The sequence below is a fragment of the Mesorhizobium sp. ES1-6 genome (assembly GCF_020164775.1).
GTDB lineage: Bacteria > Pseudomonadota > Alphaproteobacteria > Rhizobiales > Rhizobiaceae > Mesorhizobium.
The window spans coordinates 471,466-487,759 of record NZ_JAIUGU010000004.1 but is presented as its reverse complement, the minus strand read 5'-3'; the positions used below and the strand labels follow the sequence as shown (position 1 = coordinate 487,759).

The window sequence follows — 16,294 nt, the reverse complement described above, 5'->3', positions numbered from 1 at the left end:
CCTCCCCGCAAGCGTCCATCGCAGGAGCATGGCGTGACCCACGCGCCCATTCTTGAAATCCGTGGCCTGTCCAAGGCGTTTGGCCCTGTCAAGGCGCTGAGCGACGTACAGTTCACGCTGCGACGCGGCGAAATCCACGCGCTGTGCGGCGAGAATGGTGCTGGCAAGTCGACGTTGATGAATATGATCGCCGGTGTGCTGCAGCCCGATGAGGGCGACATACTGATCGATGGCGAGCGTGTTTCGATCCACTCGCCCGCCGCCGCCCAGCGCCTCGGTATCGCGCTGGTCCATCAGGAGATCGCCCTCTGTCAGGACGCGACGGTCGCCGAAAATATCTACATGGCGGCGATCAACGTCCGGCGCGCGCCGCTGATGAATTTCCAGAAGCTCCACGCCGATGCCCAGAAGGTCATGGACCTGCTTGCGCCCATTCCGGTGCGCACCAGGGTCGCGGATCTTTCCATTTCCAACCAGCAGCTGGTCGAGATCGCCAAGGCGCTGACGCTCGACTGCAAGGTGCTGATGCTCGACGAGCCCACGGCGGCACTGACCGAGAGCGAAGCGCGCCGCCTGTTTTCGATCGTGCGCGGCCTCAAGGAGCGCGGCATCTCGGTGGTCTATATCAGCCACCGCATGGCGGAAATCTTCTCGCTATGCGACCGCGTCACCGTCTTCCGCGATGGCCGCTACGTGGCCACCGACCCGATCGCCGCCGTTTCGCCCGATGACGTGGTGCGCAAGATGGTCGGCCGCGAAATCACCCAGCTCTATCCTGACAAGCTGGCACCGCAAGAGCCAGGGCGGGTGATCCTGTCCGTAAAGGGGCTATCCGACGGCCGCCGCTTCACGGATGTCGATCTCGAGCTTCGCGCTGGCGAGATTCTGGGCATGGGCGGCCTGATCGGCGCCGGCCGCAGCGAGATCGCGCAAACGATCTGCGGCCTGCGGCCAATGACGTCAGGAACCGTCGCGCTCGATGGAAAGCAGCTGCGTCCGCGCGGCTATGGCGATGCGGTCAAGGCGGGGCTGGCCTATCTCTCGGAGGATCGCAAAGGCTCCGGCGTGTTCCTCGATCTGCCGATCGCGGCGAACATCTCGGCGCTCGACCTCGCCAGGCTGACCGGGCCACTCGGCCTGCTCGACCGCAAGGCGGAGGATCGTCAGGCGCGGGAGTTGACCGGCAGGCTCGGTGTGCGCATGGCCGGCATCGAGGCCGCCGTCTCGACACTGAGCGGCGGCAACCAGCAAAAGGTCGCCATCGCCAAGCAGCTGTCCGTCAGTCCCAAGGTCATCATCATGGACGAGCCGACACGCGGCATCGATGTCGGCGCCAAGGTCGAAATCCACCGGCTACTGCGCCAACTTGCCGGCAGCGGTGTCGGCGTCGTCGTCATCTCGTCGGAACTGCCGGAGCTGATCGGCCTGTGCGACCGCGTCATGGTTGTGCGCGAAGGCAGGATCGCCGGCGAACTCGCCGCCGACGAACTCGGCGAGGAAGCCATAATCATGCTCGCCTCGGGCGTCCAGGACAGTTCAGATCAAAGGCAGGCCCAGAATGTCGCCTAGGGAATCGGGGGAAGCGCTCGTGCATGCCGAGATCAAGGCCGCCGGTGATGTGCGGCGCATCAATTTCGCCGGCCTCGCATCGATGCGCGAGGCCGGGCTGATCGTCATCATCCTGGCGCTGTGCATTGCCATGAGCTTTGCCTCGCCGCACTTCCTGACATGGGGCAATTTCCGCGCCATGCTGATGAGCTTTTCCATCGAAGGCATCGTCGTCGTCGGCATGACCATCCTGCTCATCGTTGGCGGCATCGACCTGTCGGTTGGCTCGGTCGTGTGCTTCTCGATGGTGGTCTCCGGCGCGCTGTTCCTCGCTGGACTCGATCCCTGGATGGCAAGCCTGATCGGCATTGGCGTCAGCGCGCTGATTGGCGCGGCGATGGGCTTCTTCGTCACGGTGATAGGCCTCAATCACTTCATCACGTCGCTCGCGGCCATGGTCATCGTGCGCGGCATGTGCCTGATCGTTACCAAGGGCACGCCGCTGTCGCTGTTCACGCTGCCGTCTTCGTTCAAGGCGGTCGGCCAAGGCAGCTTCAACGGCTTGCCCTATGTCATCATCATCTTTGTCGTCGTGGTGGCGATCTTCGACTTCCTGCTGCGCCGCGCCACCGCCTTCCGCAAGGTCTTCTACACCGGCTCCAACGAGAAGGCCGCGCAGTTCTCCGGCATCCGGACCAAGCAGGTGAAGTTCTGGGTCACGGTGCTGTGCTCGACGCTGGCCGGTCTGGCCGGCGTCATCTACATGGCGCGCTTCGGCGCGGCGACGCCGACCTTCGGCGCCGGCATGGAACTCAACATCATCGCCGCGGCCGTCATCGGCGGCGCCTCGCTCAACGGCGGCTCCGGCACCATCTTCGGGGCGATCCTCGGCATGGCGCTGCTCTCGGTGGTGACCAGCTCGCTCATCCTGCTCGATGTATCGGTCTATTGGCAGGACATGATCAAGGGATGCATCCTGCTCGCAGCCGTATCGATCGATCACTTCCTGCACCGCAAGAAGTCCTGAACTTCAAAGGCACCGAACAAGGCCATGGCCCCTCCCAACACCCGCGATGACATCGCCGCTGTCCGCCAGATGCACCAGGCGCTCGTCCTGCATTATGTCGAAGGCAAGACCCAGGCCGAGATCGCCGTCGAACTCGGAATCTCGCACGCCACCGTCAACCGGCTCATCAAGCGCGGCCACCAGCTCGGTCTCGTCGAAATCAAGATCAAGTCACCGATCGACCATCTGGTCGAGCTGGAGGCGCGGCTGGTGGCGCTGGGCGGCATCGAGCGGGCGGTGGTGGTGCCGTCCGTCTCCGAAAATCCGCACACGGCCCTGCAGCGGGTCGGCGAGGCGGCGGCTGGGCTGCTGCTCGACACCATCAAGGATGGCGACACCATTTCGATCACGGGTGGCAAAGGTGTCAGCGCGCTGGTCGCGGGTCTCAAGCCGGGACGCCGATACGATGTCGAGATCATCCCCGCCACGGGACTGGTGCAGGGCAAGCACTATACCGACGTCAATCACGTCGCCTCGCTGATGGCCGACAAGCTTGGCGGTCGTGCCTTCCAGATCCATGCGCCGCTGTTTGCCGATACCGCGCAGCAGCGCGAGATGTTGATGGGGATCAGCTCCGTCGCCGACGTCTTTCGCAAGGCGCGCGAGGCCGATGTGGCGGTGGTGGGTGTCGGCTCCATCCTGACCGACGATTCGAGCTATTACGATCTGCATCCGTCCTCGAATGCCGACCGCCAGGCGATCGAGAAATCCGGGGCGACGGGCGAGCTGCTCGCCCATCTCATCGATCGCCGGGGCAAGCTCTGCAACTACTCGCTCAACCGTTCGCTGGTCTCGCTGACCCTCGACGAGTTCGCCAGCATCCCGCGCTCGATCGGCATCGCGAGCGGACCCAGCAAGGTCGCGCCGATCCTCGCCGCCATGCGCGGCAACCATCTAGACACCATCGTCACGGACGAGGCCTCCGGGCTCCAGATCCTCGAGTTGGCGAAACAGGAGGCAGCATGAATTCTCGACAGATCCAGCGACAGATCGGCACGTCAGGCATATCGGCGTCGGCTGTAGGCCTGGGCACATGGGCGATTGGCGGATGGATGTGGGGCGGCACCGACGAGCAGGAATCGGTGCGCGCTATCGAAGCCTCGATCGACGCCGGCCTCAGCCTGATCGACACCGCACCGGCCTATGGCCTTGGCCGCAGCGAGGCGATCGTCGGTGCCGCCATCAAGGGCAAGCGCGATAAGGTCGTGATCGCGACGAAATGCGGACTGAACTGGCATTCCGGCAAGGGCGGCTATTTCTTCGACCAGGACGGCAAGCCGGTGCATCGCTACCTCGGCGCCGATGGCATCGCCTATGAAGTCGAGCAGAGTCTGCGGCGTCTCGGCACGGATCATATCGACCTCTACATCACCCATTGGCAGGACCCGACGACACCGATCGCCGAGACGATGACGGTGCTGGAGAGACTGAAGGCGGCCGGCAAGATCCGCGCCATAGGTGCCAGCAATGTCAGTGCCGACGACCTCGGTCATTATATCGCCGCCGGCCAGCTCGATGCGATCCAGGAACGCTACTCGATGATCGACCGCGAAATCGAGAGCAGCCTGCTGCCGATCACGCGCCGCCATGACATCGCCACCCTCAGCTACTCATCGCTGGCGCTGGGCCTGCTCACCGGCACGGTCGACGCGGCGCGCGCATTCGGCGGAGATGACCAGCGCAAGGACAACCCGCGCTTCTCAGCGGCCAACCGGCAGAAGGTGGCAAGGCTGAAAGCGGCCATCGCCCCGATAGCCGCCCAACACCAGGCTTCGATGGCTCAGATCGTCATCGCCTGGACGCTCGCCCAGCCTGGCATAACTTTCGCCCTGTGCGGCGCGCGCAATCCCGCGCAGGCGCTCGACAATGCGCTGGCCGGCGAGATCACGCTTGCGGCAAGCGAGCTCCAGGCAATCGACGCCGCGGTCGCCGCGCATCTCACCGCGATGGATGCCTGAGCAAAAAAAGGCAGCAGCCCCGATGAACCGTAGCCAAATAACAGCCGGTCTGCGCGACCGGCCAGACATTGCCGTGCTCGTCATCGGTGGCGGCATCAACGGCATCAGTGTCTTTCGCGAACTGGCTTTGCAAGGTGTCGATGTCGTGCTGGCGGAAAAGGGCGACTATTGCTGCGGCGCCAGCGCCGCGCTTTCGCGCATGGTGCATGGCGGCCTGCGCTATCTCGAGAACGGTGAGTTCAAGCTGGTGCGTGAATCGCTTCTGGAACGCGATCGGCTGCTGAGGAACGCGCCGCACTATGTCGCCCCCTTGCCGACGACGGTGCCGATCTTCGATATTTTCTCCGGTCTCGCCAATGGCGCGGTCCGGTTCCTCGGCCTGACGCGGCGGCCGAGCCGGCGCGGCGCGCTCGTCATCAAGACCGGACTTGCCATGTATGACCTGTTCACCTCCGCGCGGCGTTTGATGCCGACGCACAGATTCAGGGGGCGCACCGAGACCTTGAAGACCTGGCCGGCGATCAACCCGGCGATCCGCAATTCGGCGACCTATTACGACGCCTGGGTCAGCCGACCCGAACGCCTCGGCCTGGAGATGCTGCTGGAGGCCACGGCAAGCGGCGCGCGCGCTCTGAACTATGCGAAAGTGTCGTCGAGCGGCGAGGGGCTCGCCATCACCGACACGCTGACGGGCGAGCGATTGCCGGTGCGGCCGCGGCTGATCGTCAACGCCACGGGCGGCTGGATCGACCTCACCAACCAGGCGATCGGGGCGTCGGCTCCCAGGATGATGGGCGGTACCAAGGGCTCGCACCTCATCGTCGACAATGCCGAACTCCATGCCGCGCTTGGCGGACATATGGTCTACTACGAAAACGAGGACGGGCGCATCTGCATCCTGTTTCCCTATCTCGGCAAGGTGCTGATCGGCTCGACCGATATCAGGGTCGACGACCCGGACCAAGTTCGCTGCGAGGAAGACGAGCAACGCTACATCCTGCAGTCGCTTGCCTTTGTCTTCCCCTCGGTCAAGATCGGCGAAAACCAGATCGTGTTCCGCTTCGCCGGCGTTCGCCCCTTGCCCGCCAGCGACGACAGCTTCACCGGCCGCATACCGCGCGATCATTTTTGCGAGTTCGTCGAGGCGATCGGGCATCTGCCGGCCACGCTCTGCATGATCGGTGGCAAGTGGACGACGTTTCGTTCGTTCGGAGCATTGGCGGCTGACAGTGTGCTGGAGCGACTGGGGCTCGAACGCAGTGTGGGTACGGAGGATATGGCCATTGGCGGCGGCCGCGACTTCCCGGCCGATCCGGAGCGCTGGTGCGCGTCGTTCGCGCTTGAATACGGCCTGTCGGTCGAGCGCGCACGAATGCTTCTGCAGCGCTACGGCACGTCGGCCCGGAAGGTCGTTGCGCATCCGGCGGGCGAACAGATGCTGCCGCGGTCCGATTACTCGGCTGGCGAAATCCGGCAGATCATCGAGCATGAGCAGGTCGAATGCCTTGCCGACTTGTTCCTGCGCCGCACCACCATCGCCATTTCGGGCGGCCTGAGCTTCGACCTTATCAACGCCGTTCTCGACATGCTGGCGGCCCACAAAGGCTGGAACGCCAGCGAGGCCGCCGCCGAATGCTCGACCTTCCTCGCCTTGCTGGCCGACCGGCACGGCATCGACCTCCAGACGCATCAAAGGAGCGCCCTATGCGCGTGAACAAGAAAGTCCGCATGAACCGGCTGTTCGGTGGTGGCCGCTGCCTCGACGTTGCCATCGATCATGGTGTCTGCAACGAACCGGGCTTCCTTGCCGGGCTCGAGGACATGGCCGCCGTCGTCGATCAGCTGGTCAAGGCCAGGCCTGATGCCATCCAGATGAACTATGGCCAGGCCGACCTGCTGCAGGACGTCCCGGGCAAGGACAAGCCGGCGCTGGTCATGCGCATCGACATGGGTAATCCCTACAACAAAACGCGCCACCGGGCGATGTGGGCGGTGCTGCAGAACGAGGCCGAGCCGTTGCTAGGCGCAATCGAGATGGATGCGGCCTGCGTGGTCGTCAATTTGTTCATGTTGCCCGACGAGCCGGACCTGTTCAGGCAATGCGTGCAGAACATCGCCCGGGTGCGCGCCGATTGCGAGAAATACGGCCTGCCGTTGATGATCGAACCGTTGGCCATGCTGCCGGTCGCCGAGCATGGCGGCTACATGGTCGACGGCGACGCCGAAAAGATCGTTACCCTGACCCGGCTGGCCCGCGAGATGGGCGCCGATATCATCAAGGCCGACCCGACCACCGATCCCAACGATTTCCACCGTGTGGTCGAGGCCGCACGCTGCCCGGTATTGGTGCGCGGCGGCGGCAAGGAAGAGTTGCGCGCCGTGTTCAACAAATCGGCGGCACTGATGGCGCAGGGCGCGCTCGGCATGGTCTATGGCCGCAACATCTACCAGCATGCCAATCCGAGCGCGGTCGTGCGCGGGCTGATGGCGATCATTCACGACGACGCCGATGGCGCCGCCGCCTGGGACCTGTACAAACAGGCATAGGCCGGCAGGAGGAGCCAATGGGGAAATACATTCTTGGCCTCGATGCCGGCAACACCGTCATCAAGGCCATTCTCTTCGATCTCTCGGGGCGCGAGCTGGCGCAGTCCGCACGCGACGGCCGCTCATCCATGCCGAAGCCCGGCCATGTCGAGCGCGATCTCGACGAGCTGTGGCGCAACGCGGTTGCGGTCATCGGTCATTGCATCGCCGAGGCCGGCGTCGACGCCGGCGAGATCGCCGCCATCGGCTGTGCCGGTCACGGCAATGGGCTCTACGCGCTCGATCGTGAGGGCGCGCCGCTGATCGGCATCCAGTCGCTCGACACGCGCGCGGTCGGCATCGTTGCCGAATGGGCGGAGCGGCATGTCGGCGACCGCACCTATGTCCACTGCCTGCAACGGCCATGGGCAGCACAGACGCCGACCCTGCTTGCCTGGCTCAAGCGCTTTTCACCGGCGCTGTTCGCAAGGATCGGCACGGTCTTCCTGTGCAAGGATTTCGTCGTCAACCGCCTGACCGGCGCGCGCGGCAGCGACACATCCGACATGTCGGGCTGCGGCCTGCTGCGGATGCTGGACCGGCGCTATGAGCCGGATCTGCTTGCCGCCTACGGGCTTGACGATTGCATGGAGCTGCTGCCCCCGGTGCTGGAATCCGCCGATATCGCCGGCCATGTCACGGAGGAGGTGGCGGCTCTGACGGGCCTGCGCGCCGGCACGCCGGTCGTGGCCGGCCTGTTCGACGTCGTCGCCAGTGCCGTCGGTTCCGGCGTGACCAGGACAGGTGCCGCCTCGGTCATCGCCGGCACCTGGAGCATCAACCAGGTCATCACCGACGAGCCGATCCGCGACCCTTCGATCTTCATGCTGTCGACCTTCGATCGTGAGCGTTATCTGGCGATCGAATCCAGCGCGACCTCGGCCGCCAATCTCGAATGGATCGTGCGCGAATTCCTCGAGCATGGCGGCGAGGCCGGCAAGTCGCCGTTCGAATCGTGCAGCGAACTCGTCGCGTCCGTCGACCCCGACGGCGATATCCCGATCTATCATCCCTTTCTTTACGGTTCGCAGCAGAATGGCCACGCGCGCGCCGGTTTCTATGGCATTGCCGGCTGGCACGGCCGCGCGCATTTGCTGCGCGCGCTGTTCGAGGGGGTTGCCTTCGAACACAAGCGCCATGTCGAGACGCTGCACAAGGCAGGTGCCGATTTCGACGAGGTGGTGCTGTCCGGGGGCGGCTCGCGCAGCTGGATCTGGGCGCAGATCTTCGCCGATGTGCTCGGCGTGCCCGTTACCGTGGCGCGCAGCCGCGAGACCGGAGCGTTGGGGGCGGCGATCGCGGCGGGCACCGGCGTCGGCATCTTCGCGGATTATAGCGCCGGCGCTACGGCCATGACGGCGGCGGACCGCCACTTCGTGCCCAACGCGGCAGTTGCCGAGGCCTACGCACGGCGGTATCAGCTCTACAGCGAGATCAACAGCGCGATGGTGTCGCTGTGGGAGCGCTTCGCCGGACTGCAGGCCCGCCCGTGACCGAAGCTTTGCCCTCTTCATTCGGCAGTTACGACTACGTCATCGTTGGCGCCGGCTCGGCCGGCTGCGTGCTCGCCAACCGGCTTTCGGCCGACCCGCGCAACCGGGTCCTGCTCATCGAGGCCGGTGGCAGCGACCGCTATCACTGGGTCGATATCCCGATCGGTTACCTCTTCTGCATGGGCAACCCGCGCACCGACTGGATGATGAAGACCGAGCCGGAGGCCGGCCTCAACGGACGCAGCCTCAATTATCCGCGCGGCAAGGTGCTCGGCGGCTGTTCGTCGATCAACGGCATGATCTACATGCGCGGCCAGGCCGCCGACTATGACGGATGGCGCCAGGCCGGCAATGCCGGTTGGGGCTGGGACGATGTCCTGCCCTACTTCCTCAAGTCGGAAGATTACCATGGCGGCAAGGGCGCCATGCATGGCAGCGGCGGCGAATGGCGGGTCGAACGGCAACGCCTGTCATGGCCGATCCTCGACGCGTTCCGCGACGCCGCCGAGGAACTCGGCATTCCCCGCATCGACGATTTCAACACCGGCACCAATGAAGGTTCGGGCTATTTCGAGGTCAACCAGCGGCGGGGCGTGCGCTGGAACACATCGAAGGCGTTTTTGCGCGGCATCGCGGCGCGCAAGAACCTGCGCATCGTGACCGGAGCCGAGACGGAACGGCTCGAATTCGAGGGCCGGCGCGTCACCGGACTGGTCTTCCGCCAAGGCGACCGGCTGCACAGGGTCAGCGCCGGGCAAACGATCCTTGCAGCGGGTGCCATCAACTCACCCAAGATCCTCGAACTCTCCGGCGTCGGCCGTCCCGACCTGCTTTCGGGCATTGGCATCGATGTTCATCATGCCTTGCCCGGTGTTGGCGAAAACCTGCAGGACCATCTGCAGATCCGCACGGTCTTCAAGGTCTCGAATGCCGCCACGCTCAACCAGCGCTACCACAATCTGGCCAGCCGCGCGTCGATGGGGCTGGAATATGCGTTGAAGCGCAGCGGGCCGTTGTCGATGGCGCCGAGCCAGCTCGGCATCTTCGCCAGGAGCGATCCGCGCCTCGCGGCACCCGACCTCGAGTATCACGTGCAGCCGCTGAGCACCGACCGGCTGGGCGAACCGCTGCATCGCTTTCCCGCGGTCACCGTCTCGGTCTGCAATCTGCGTCCGGAAAGCCGGGGCAGCGTGCATATGGGATCGCCCGATCCGCGCACGGCGACGAAGATCCGGCCGAACTATCTCTCCACGGACGGCGATCGCGGCGTCGCCATCGCGTCGCTGCGCCATGTCCGCGCTTTGATGAAGGCAAGGGCGGTGGCCCGCTTCGCGCCCGAGGAGATGCTGCCCGGCACGCAATATGACAGCGACGAAGACCTCATCCGCAAGGCAGGCGATATCGGTACGACGATCTTCCACCCCGTCGGCACTTGCAAGATGGGTTCCGACACGATGGCGGTGGTCGACGATCGGCTGCGTGTTCACGGGCTTGCCGGACTGCGCGTGGTCGATGCCTCGATCATGCCGACGATCGTCTCGGGCAACACCAACTCTCCGGTCGTGATGATCGCCGAGAAGGCCGCGCAGATGATCCTGCTGGATTCGCGCCAGTAATGTTCCGGCGACGTCGGGTGCGCCGCGCCCGGCGTGCCGGTCGATGGGCGGCTGCCGTCGATCTGGCAGGCAAAGCCTCGTTAAGCCTCTCGCAACTCCTGCGGCGTAATCTATCCGCCAGATTGCGAGGCACCATGAAACGCAAATCCCTATTGCTTTTCGCCTTCCCGGCTTTTGTCCTGCTGATCCTGGCGATGGAGAGAGTGGCCACGCTCCTGCTCGGAGCCTATCCCGCAAGCCCCGATATGTGGAAGATCTGGCTTACCTTGCACCAGTCGTCGGGAATGGTCTGGCAGCAGGTTGATCTCTATCTGGGCGGATCGATGGGCCTGGATTTCGCCTTGCTGGGCGCGGCGCTGGGGATCTGCTGGATGGCATGCCGGGCCAGAAGGTCGGCGGCTTTCTTTCTGGCCAACCATGGCGCGCTGATCCTCGCGGCGTCGATGATTTTCATCGGCGGCCGCTCGCAGACCGCCAGCACCATTGCCGCGTTCACGGCGCCGAGCGGCTTTCAGTTCTCGCTGATGATGGACTTCACCTGGCTGAACTGCCTGCTGGCGGTGGTCGGGATGGCGACGTGCGCCTATTGCCATTTTGCCTATATCGGCGAACTCGGCATGCGCGCTGAAGCGCGGCGCGTGCGGATCATGGCACTGCAGCGGGATTTCTAGCGCATCCGCCGCGCCGAGGCCCAGCTAATTTATCTTGTGATAGGTGACCTTACCTTCCGGGGATACGGTCCGCTGGTAGTTGGAGCTTGGCGCGGGAGGCGCTGCCGGCGCCTGCCGCCTTCGCGACACACGCGGCATGTCCTCGACAGCAGGTTCCGCCTCGGTGGCGCTGGCAACCGCGGCCGTGTCTTCGGCGGGCGAGGGGAGCTCCACCACGCGCGGTTCGTCGCCGCCGTGATTTCCCGACATGTCCGGCGCCTGCCGGCCAAGGTTGGCGTTGACCTCGCCGAAGCTTGCCCGCAGCCGGTCGTCCAGCGCCTCGAACCGGCTTTGAAATCCGTTGTTGACGGTGTCCAGCCGCGCGCTCATGCGCTGCTCGAACTGGCCGAGGTCTTCCAGCCGCGCCTCGATCGCGCGCAGGTCGTTGATGCCACGGTAGAGAAAGACGGCCGCGGTGGCGTTCAGAAGGGCAAACAGCGTCAGGCCGACACCGACGGCAACGGCAAGTCTGGACCGGCTCTTCTCCCTGTCGAGCAAGGGCGCCTCGATCGCCACCACCAGTTCGTCCGGATCGCTGATCGTCGTCATTGGACCACCACCTTGGTGCCGACAGGCACGCGCCTGAAAAGATCGATGACATCGGTATTGGTCAGGCGAAAACAGCCCGACGTACCGTCGAAACCCACGCCGGAAGGGTCGTTGGTGCCGTGGATGCGATAGAGCGTGTCGCGACCATCCCGAAGCAGATAGAGCGCCCTTGCGCCGAGCGGATTGTAGGGCCCCGAAGGAACCATGTCAGGCAATTCCGGCTGGCGCGCGCGCATCTCCCTGGGCGGGCGCCACGCCGGCCATTCCATCTTCGCCCCCACCTGGACAGTACCCGTCCAGCCGAAGCCGTCGCGTCCGACGCTGATCCGGTAGCGCAGGGCCTCGCCCTTGCCGGTCACCAGATAGAGCGCCTTTTCCTGCTTGCGGATGATGATGGTTCCGATCTTCTCGGCGGTGGGAAACGCCACGGTCTTGCGCAGGCTGGGACCCATGGCCGGCAGAGGCGGGCGGCTGTCCGCCCACGCGGTTCGTCCGTCCGCCGGCGCCAGCGCCAGGCCGAGGAGGCAGGCGGCCGTCAGCCGAAAGCGATGGCGGCTAGCGGGCCGCATCGTCGAGCCGCTCGCGGAACATCTTCTTCAGATCCTTGTTGAAGCGCGCCCGCCCGTCCACTTCGGACGGCAGCATGGCGCGGTTCAGGGCGTCGGCCAGCAGCGCGTTGTCGAGCGCGACCGACTTGATGTTCGGCGCCTTGAAGATCTTCTCCAGCTCGCCGCGCGAGAAGTGGTTGCCGAACCATTTGCGCTTGTGCTTGTTGGCCACCAGGGTGATCGAGACGGCATTGCCGCGCAGCTCGCGGATCTTCTTGTAGAGCCGTTTGCCTTGCCGCAGCGAGGCGACGTTGAGTTCGAAGACGATGAAGATCTCGTCGCTCGTCGACAGCACGGAATTGTGCCAGGGCGTCTCGATGTTCGGCAGATCGATGACGATGTCGTCGAACCGGTAGGCGACGAGGTCGAGCAGCCGGAAGACGAAATCGGCGCCCTGCGGCTCGAACGGCAGTTGCGGCCGCTCGAAGGCATAGAGCGTCAGGCCGGACGGTCGCGACAGCTTGATGACGTCCATCAGTTCGACATCGAGCCGTTCCGGCTGGCCGATGATGCCGGCAAGGTCGAACTGGTTGAACAGGTTGAGATAGGCGCCGCAATTGGCGCTCTGGAAGTCGAGGTCGACCAGGCAAGTCGAGGCACCGCGCTCGGTCGATTTCGACGCCAGGAATTCGGCCGCCGATAGCGCCAGCGTCGTGGCGCCAGCGCCGCCGCTGGCGCCGATGAAGGTGATGATACGGCTCTTGGTGCCCTGGTTGCCGCTGTCGTGGAAGGTGACGGCGTTGAGCAGCTCCTTGCCGTCGAGCGGCTTGTGCAGCCAATCGGAGGCGTTCATGCGCACCAGCACGCGCGTCCGCTCCGATGTCAGCTCGTCGGAAACCGCGATCAGCGGCACGCTGGCCCACAGCGCGCGCGCCTCGACGATACCCGGATTGCCAAGCAATTCGCCATTGCCGAGATCGAGGATGACGATGCCCGGGCGGGTCTCGGCCGGCGGCCCCTTGAGGAAGTCGCTGGTCTCGGCAACCCGCACATCATAGATCGCCAGCGCGTCGAGCCGCGTCGCCACCTCGCGCTTGAAATTCGCATCGGAAGAAAACAGCGCGACCTGCTTGCGCTTGGTGGGCAGGACCTTGGTGCTGATGGCGTTCATGATGGCGCGCTCGTTTTCAGGTCTTCGCCCGTGACCGTGCTCAGCATGGAGGGCATGTTGATATTGCCGAACCCGAGCAGTCCGCCCAGGAAGAAGAACTGGAAAGTCCGGTTTTGCAGATTGACCGTTATGGTCGGCACAGGACCGCTGAGCCTGGTCTGGAATCCAAGTCCTGTCGCCGCATAGGTAATGACGACATTGGTTCGCAGGAGGTCCGGAAAGAAGTGGCACATACCAGGCCGCTGAGTTCCTGTGGGCGCCGGGCAGGCATCGTCGTTGGTGACGGCCGTATCGCCTCTGAAGATGCGACTGAAGGCATTGGCGTCGAAGTTGGCGGAGCTGCCATTGCAGTCCCCGATGCTGCCGGTATATTTGCAAACGAACGGGGGGTAAGCGCCAGCCGCAACCGGCGCGCCCGGGACCGAGATTGGCGCCGCGGCGGCAAGCACCGTTGCGGGCACCACGGGATCTGAAATCGAGGCCAGCCTTGCGCCGACCTGGACGGCCTTGGTTGCACCATTCCATTGATATAGGGCGTAACCGAAATCGACGAAGCCGAGCGTCAGCGCAAAAAGTAAAGGCGCCACGATGGCCATCTCGACCATGGCCGTGCCCTGTTCTGATTTTGCGAAGCGTCTCATCATCAGAACCGGATCAGCCGCTCCTGATGGGAGCCGCTCAGGGTGATCGGTCCGATGTTGAGAAACGCCAACATGCCCACACCGCTATAGGGATAGGTCCCTGTCGCACTGACGATGCACACTTGGGGAGTCACCGATCGATATTGGGTAACGCCCGCAACCACGGCGTCGTGGCAAGAGCCGCTGGCGCCTATGGTCACTGTTACATTCGCTGTCTGCCAGCCACTAACGCGCGGGTTGGTCGTCACCACGCCGTTAACGACAGTCGGTGCGGCCGTGCCGTATACGGCGATGTTCTTCGCAACATTGGTACAGTCGATCGCCGAAAAACCCGAACTCGCATAATCGGTGTACAACTGGCTGTTACAGCGAGCTCCGAATCGGGCAGCGTCGGTCAGGCCCGCTTCCATCAGCAGTTTGTCGTGTATCAGATTGCCAAACTCGAATACCCCGGCCGACAGCAACAGCATCAACGGGGCGACGATCGTCATTTCGACAAGCACCGCGCCACGCTGGTCTCGACGGAATTTCGTTAGATGACGTCCGACGTTTCGAGACATCGCCGTCACCTGTAGAGCTGCGCTTCGTCGCGCAGGAAATTGTCAAGTGTGCCACTCCCACCTTTGCCGGTGATGTCGACGAGTTCGACATAGATGTTCTTGCCGGTGTCTTTAATGGGCTCGGTGATGAAGAAGCTGGCGAATCTGCGAGCAGGAACGGTGGCGCGGCCCTTGAAGCTTGTGCCGCTAGCCTGGAGGGCTTTGCAGTCGAGGATCGCGCCATAGAGCAGGCGCCGATCAACCGTCGTGATTGGAGAGCCTGCCGCCCCGGGAGGCGTGCCTTTTTCACCACTGACGGCGGCGTCACCGACAATGTTGTCGGAGGTGTTGCCGTCGCCATTGGGGTCATTCTCGTACCGGTAGGTTTCGTATCGAGTTGGAAGGTCGTCGCCAGTGCCGGCGAGGGCGGTCGGCAAATTGCCAGCGCCATTGCCCGAATTTCGTAACGGATGGTTCGCTTTCCAATATCGGGAAGGATTCCAGTCGCCTGCTCCCATCCGGCCGCCCATCATGGTGCAATTGCCGGTGATCTGGCAAGAATCACGCTCGAGGCCGACGCCCTTGGTGGGGTCGGTCTCATAGTTGACCTTGTTGCTCGCGACATATTGGTCCCAGTTTGTCGCACCCTTGCGCACGTTGAAGGCTGGCCCGTCTGAATAGTTCGACGAGTTGATGCCGAAACGCGAGTTGATGCCATCTTGCACTGGACCAGCGTTCTGGCCCGGCTCGGTCTGGACGCCATCGCGCGAATAGCAATTTTGCGGCTTGGAATCGGCGAGCATCTTTTCCAACTCGTTCGCGCCGGTGCCAAATGGCGAGGATAGGAAGGCGAAGTTCCCTGGCGCGTAGGAACCGTCGCCGCGCAGCACGATTTGCCTGCGACGATACTTTCTTGTCTGTGCGGCCTGCTCCAGCGTCACGCCGCCAGTGAGGCTGGTGTCTTCATAAGGGTTGCACATAAAGACCGGCGTGTAGTCGCAAACGCTCGATCCGAAGCCCGCGACAGCGCTGGCGCCGATGTTCCAATTCCCGCTGCTTCCGGGATTGAGGAAAGACACAGGAAAAATCGCTGCGAAGCCGACCGGCTTAACATCGATCTGGACGAATCTCGCCGTCGAGGCATAGGTTACCTCGTCGGTGATGACATAATTGGCAGGGATTGGCGCGTTGTCGGCGGGCAGGGCGTTGAGATACCGTCTCGTGACGCCAGCGGCAGCAAGCGTCTGTGGTCCTGGCGTCGCAGAATCGGAAAAGCTGTACTGGTTCGAGACGAGCGTCTGAATGGCGCGGTCGGCTCGGACGATGCTGTCGGAACTGCCGTCGAGCTCCGCCGCGCCAGCCAAGGAAAATGCATCCGCCCCCTTCTGCAGGTCGAAATGCATGTTGTTGACCCGGCTCGTGTCGATGACGAGCAGCGAGAAACCTATGATTGCTGGCAGCGTGATGCTGACCAAGATGAGCGCTATCCCCCTCTGATCTTTCCAGAACGCGCGAATGGTCCCCAACATGACCTTACTCTCTGCTTTCCTGCGCCAAGGCCCTCGCATGCCAGGCGCCCTCCGCATCCTTCCGTTCAGTTCACGGCGTCGTCACGCCCGTCCCGCCGACATTGACCGTGATAGCCGGCGGTGGCGGTGGCGGCGGTGGGAATTTGTAATTGCGGGCTACAGCGGCGGCACGCGTGCCGTCGCCTTCTATGTGTGTGTTCTTCGAAGCCGGATTGAGCGGGTTGACGGTCTGCAGCATCGAGTTGAATTTCTGCGTGTCGCCGGCGGCCAAGGTCACTGAATCATAGTGGTTCAAATAGTCCGCGGCACAGCCTGAGAGCGACCCGGCGCACAGAATGAG

The 16,294-nt window shown here is 63.9% G+C and carries 16 protein-coding genes; 9 read left to right on the top strand and 7 right to left on the bottom strand.

Annotation, left to right across the window (positions count from 1 at the left end; all coding sequences use genetic code 11):
• Nucleotides 1–33 precede the first annotated feature (33 nt).
• Genes LB564_RS14370 through LB564_RS14330 form a run of 9 tightly spaced genes read left to right on the top strand, consistent with a single transcriptional unit; the run spans nt 34 to nt 10,938 of the window.
• Complete coding sequence (locus LB564_RS14370; RefSeq protein ID WP_224538636.1) at nt 34–1,569, top strand: sugar ABC transporter ATP-binding protein; 1,536 nt, start codon at nt 34–36, stop codon at nt 1,567–1,569.
• Nucleotides 1,570–1,588: 19 nt separating this feature from the next.
• On the top strand, nt 1,589–2,575 hold the full coding sequence (locus LB564_RS14365) for an ABC transporter permease (protein ID WP_224538713.1): 987 nt from the start codon (nt 1,589–1,591) through the stop codon (nt 2,573–2,575).
• A gap of 24 nt (nt 2,576–2,599) precedes the next feature.
• Nucleotides 2,600–3,580, top strand: coding sequence for a sugar-binding transcriptional regulator (locus tag LB564_RS14360; protein ID WP_224538634.1), 981 nt, complete (start codon nt 2,600–2,602; stop codon nt 3,578–3,580).
• Complete coding sequence (locus LB564_RS14355) at nt 3,577–4,572, top strand: aldo/keto reductase (protein ID WP_224538631.1); 996 nt, start codon at nt 3,577–3,579, stop codon at nt 4,570–4,572. The genes LB564_RS14360 and LB564_RS14355 overlap by 4 nt, the downstream gene beginning before the upstream one ends.
• Before the next feature lie 22 nt (nt 4,573–4,594).
• Entirely contained in the window at nt 4,595–6,286 is a 1,692-nt protein-coding gene (locus tag LB564_RS14350) for a glycerol-3-phosphate dehydrogenase/oxidase (RefSeq protein WP_224538629.1), read from the top strand.
• Entirely contained in the window at nt 6,277–7,119 is an 843-nt protein-coding gene (locus LB564_RS14345; protein ID WP_224538627.1) for a class I fructose-bisphosphate aldolase, read from the top strand. Before LB564_RS14350 ends, LB564_RS14345 begins: the two co-directional genes overlap by 10 nt.
• Before the next feature lie 17 nt (nt 7,120–7,136).
• Nucleotides 7,137–8,651, top strand: a complete 1,515-nt coding sequence (locus LB564_RS14340; RefSeq protein WP_224538625.1) for an FGGY-family carbohydrate kinase — start codon at nt 7,137–7,139, stop codon at nt 8,649–8,651.
• Nucleotides 8,648–10,267, top strand: a complete 1,620-nt coding sequence (locus tag LB564_RS14335; RefSeq protein ID WP_224538623.1) for a GMC family oxidoreductase — start codon at nt 8,648–8,650, stop codon at nt 10,265–10,267. The genes LB564_RS14340 and LB564_RS14335 overlap by 4 nt, the downstream gene beginning before the upstream one ends.
• Nucleotides 10,267–10,938, top strand: coding sequence for a hypothetical protein (locus tag LB564_RS14330; protein WP_224538621.1), 672 nt, complete (start codon nt 10,267–10,269; stop codon nt 10,936–10,938). The genes LB564_RS14335 and LB564_RS14330 overlap by 1 nt, the downstream gene beginning before the upstream one ends.
• A 24-nt stretch (nt 10,939–10,962) precedes the next feature.
• On the opposite strand, the gene LB564_RS14325 is transcribed toward LB564_RS14330, so the two are convergent.
• The 7 genes from LB564_RS14325 to LB564_RS14295 all read right to left on the bottom strand — a co-directional run bounded on the left by LB564_RS14325 (nt 10,963) and on the right by LB564_RS14295 (nt 16,249).
• Nucleotides 10,963–11,526 (bottom strand): hypothetical protein, encoded by a 564-nt coding sequence (locus LB564_RS14325; protein ID WP_224538619.1) that lies wholly within the window; start codon nt 11,524–11,526, stop codon nt 10,963–10,965.
• On the bottom strand, nt 11,523–12,095 hold the full coding sequence (locus LB564_RS14320) for a L,D-transpeptidase (protein WP_224538617.1): 573 nt from the start codon (nt 12,093–12,095) through the stop codon (nt 11,523–11,525). The genes LB564_RS14325 and LB564_RS14320 overlap by 4 nt, the downstream gene beginning before the upstream one ends.
• Complete coding sequence (locus LB564_RS14315) at nt 12,082–13,245, bottom strand: CpaE family protein (protein WP_224538615.1); 1,164 nt, start codon at nt 13,243–13,245, stop codon at nt 12,082–12,084. The genes LB564_RS14320 and LB564_RS14315 overlap by 14 nt, the downstream gene beginning before the upstream one ends.
• The gene (locus tag LB564_RS14310) at nt 13,242–13,850 is read right to left on the bottom strand and encodes a TadE/TadG family type IV pilus assembly protein (RefSeq protein ID WP_224538612.1); all 609 of its coding nucleotides are present in this window, start codon (nt 13,848–13,850) and stop codon (nt 13,242–13,244) included. Before LB564_RS14310 ends, LB564_RS14315 begins: the two co-directional genes overlap by 4 nt.
• 38 nt (nt 13,851–13,888) lie before the next feature.
• Nucleotides 13,889–14,446 (bottom strand): TadE/TadG family type IV pilus assembly protein, encoded by a 558-nt coding sequence (locus LB564_RS14305; protein WP_224538610.1) that lies wholly within the window; start codon nt 14,444–14,446, stop codon nt 13,889–13,891.
• Nucleotides 14,447–14,451: 5 nt separating this feature from the next.
• Nucleotides 14,452–15,900 (bottom strand): Tad domain-containing protein, encoded by a 1,449-nt coding sequence (locus LB564_RS14300; protein WP_263491216.1) that lies wholly within the window; start codon nt 15,898–15,900, stop codon nt 14,452–14,454.
• A 124-nt stretch (nt 15,901–16,024) separates the two neighbouring features.
• Nucleotides 16,025–16,249 (bottom strand): hypothetical protein, encoded by a 225-nt coding sequence (locus LB564_RS14295; RefSeq protein WP_224538606.1) that lies wholly within the window; start codon nt 16,247–16,249, stop codon nt 16,025–16,027.
• Nucleotides 16,250–16,294 lie beyond the last annotated feature (45 nt).